The sequence below is a fragment of the Paraburkholderia sp. Ac-20336 genome (genome assembly GCF_017105025.1).
Classification (GTDB): domain Bacteria; phylum Pseudomonadota; class Gammaproteobacteria; order Burkholderiales; family Burkholderiaceae; genus Paraburkholderia.
On record NZ_JAAGPS010000270.1, the window covers coordinates 1 to 2,381 of the forward strand.

Sequence of the window (2,381 nt, forward strand, 5' to 3'; positions counted from 1 at the left end):
TCACGCCGGCCGACAGGCCAAGTTCCTTGGTCAGGCTCGGCGCGGCGATGCCGAGCACCGTGCGATCGAGGTAGTTGATGACGGTGCCGATCGCGAGCAGCGCGAGAATCGCGAAGCGGGCTCGCGAGCGGCGTGCCGGCGCAAGCGCCAGGTCCGCGGGTGAAGAAAGCGTTGTGTCAGGCTTCATCTTTGTCTCCGATATGGAAAGCGCAAATGTTGTCGATGCGTCTTTGCGTCTGTCATGCTCGCGAGCCGATGCGCGACATCCCGCCTCGGCTCGCGGTTACCCGGCACGCCGCGTGGCGCGCCCTGCCTTCATACGTCACGATGAACCGGGAAAAGCCGCGATCAACGCAGCCGTTCAGACGTTTTCCCAGTTGCCCGAACGAATGCTGCGCGCAATCGCTTCGAGCGTCGCGATCGTATCGATCGATTCCTGCTCGCTGCTGCCGTTCCAGTGCTCGGCTCCAAGCGCAACTGCGCGCGCATAGCTTTCCGCCTCGGCGAGGAAGCCGTTGCCGCCCGCCACGCTGATCGTTTCGCGCGGCGTCGTCGCGGGCACGCCGCGGCGCAGATGGATTTCGGGCAGCCCCGCATCGGGCGGGCTATTGAGGAAGGTCGTCTCGAGAATGCCGTCGGTGCCGGAGATCAGCGCGTGGCGGTGGTAGGCCGTGTTGAAGCTGCACGCGATCTGCGCGAGCAGGCCGCTCGGAAATTCGAGGTTCGCGATCACGGTGAGGTCCACTTTCGTGTCCGACCAGCGCGCCACCGCGTTCACGCGCGTGGGCTTTTCGCCGGCCACCATGCGCACCATGCTCATCGCGTAGCTGCCCGCGTCGAGCAACGCGCCGCCGCCGCGCTCGGGGTCGAGGCGGATATTGGCCGGATCGCTGAACTTGACGCCGAAGCACGCGAACACGGTCTGCACGCGGCCGATCGCGCCTTCGTCGAGCAGGCGGCGCAGCGCGAGCGTCTGCTCCTGCGCGCGGTACGGATAGGCCTCGGCGAGAAACCGGCCGTTACGGCGCGCGGCCTCGAACATCGCGACGGTCTCGTCCTTCGAGATCGCGATCGGCTTTTCGCACAGCACGTGCTTGCCGGCATCGAGCGCCTTGATGACCCACTCGGCGTGCATCGTGTTCGGCAGCGGCACGTAAATCGCCTCGATGTCAGGATCGGCGAGCAAGGCTTCGTACGAGCCGTGCGCGCGCGGCACGCCGACTTCGCTCGCAAACTGTCTGGCCTTCTCGAGATCGCGGCTCGCGACCGCCACCACGTCGATGAGCGGCGAAGACGCGACACCGGCGATAAACGAGCGCGCGATTTTTGCGGCGCCAAGCACGCCGAAACGCAGAGGTTTGATAGTGTCCATGGTGTTCAGAAAATCCCGGGAAACAGGTTAGGAAGCAAGAGATTCGACACGGGCGCGCGGCGACGAGGCAGGCTCCCCGCCATGCGCTTCGTCGAAACCGAACAGCCGGCGCGGCGTGTCCCACTGGATTTGCCGCCGCACGTCGGCATCGGGCACGATCGTCTCGAACAGCGTCAGCAGCGGACCATAATCGAGCCGCTCCGGCGCGCGCAGGAACGGCCAGTCGGACCCCCACACGCAATGCTCGGGACCGAACGCGCGCAACAGCGCCTGCGCATAGGGCCGGGTGTCCTCGTACGGATGCGCGGTACGCGAGTACTTCTGCCAGCCCGACAGTTTCACGCACGCGCGGCCGCTATCGGCGAGACGCAGCAAGGCGTCGAAGCCGGCCTGAGCCACGCCGTCCACGCTGTTCGGCCGGCCGCAATGATCGACGGCGAGCGCGGCCGGCTGGCTGGCGAGCCAAGGGCCAAGCTCGGCCATCTGGTCGCCCGCGACCTGAATCTGCGCGACCATGCCGAGGTCGGCGAGCATACCAAAGAGCGCGCCCGCTTCGCGCACGAGCTCGATGCCTTCCATCGCCGGATTGAACGCAACGCCCACCACGCCCGCGCGGCGCAACGCGGCAAGCTCGCCGCGGCTGATGTCGTTGTCGACCACCGCAATGCCGCGAAAGCGCGCCGGATAGGTTTCGAGCGCGTCGAGCAGGCAGCGGTTGTCGGTCCGATAGCCGCTCGTCGGACCGACCAGCAGCGCGTGGCGCACGCCATACGCATCCATCACGCGCACGAACTGCGCCGTGGTGCCGATTTCCTGCTGCGCGGGCCGATACGTGGTGTCGTCGCGATACGGAAAGCGGATCGGATCGAACACGTGGCAATGGCAGTCGATCTTGTCTTCGTCGAATAGGCTCATGGGCTGCTCCACTCAGACGGCCGGCGCCGATCCCGCCGCCGCGGCCGCGCGCTCGACGACGCGGCGCGCGCCGCGATAGGCCAGTTCGAGGCGC

At 67.0% G+C, this 2,381-nt stretch carries 2 protein-coding genes and 1 pseudogene; all 3 read right to left on the reverse strand.

Annotated elements, in window-relative coordinates:
• Positions 1-187 (reverse strand): annotated as a pseudogene (locus tag GXB81_RS30885) (MFS transporter); the annotation flags it as partial.
• Positions 188-361: 174 nt separating this feature from the next.
• On the reverse strand, positions 362-1,372 hold the full coding sequence (locus tag GXB81_RS30890) for a Gfo/Idh/MocA family oxidoreductase (protein ID WP_167046158.1): 1,011 nt from the start codon (positions 1,370-1,372) through the stop codon (positions 362-364).
• A gap of 27 nt (positions 1,373-1,399) precedes the next feature.
• Positions 1,400-2,287 carry an amidohydrolase family protein gene (locus GXB81_RS30895; protein ID WP_205991199.1) on the reverse strand — a complete coding sequence of 296 codons (888 nt, stop codon included), beginning with the start codon at positions 2,285-2,287 and terminating at the stop codon, positions 1,400-1,402.
• Between the last annotated feature and the right edge of the window lie 94 nt (positions 2,288-2,381).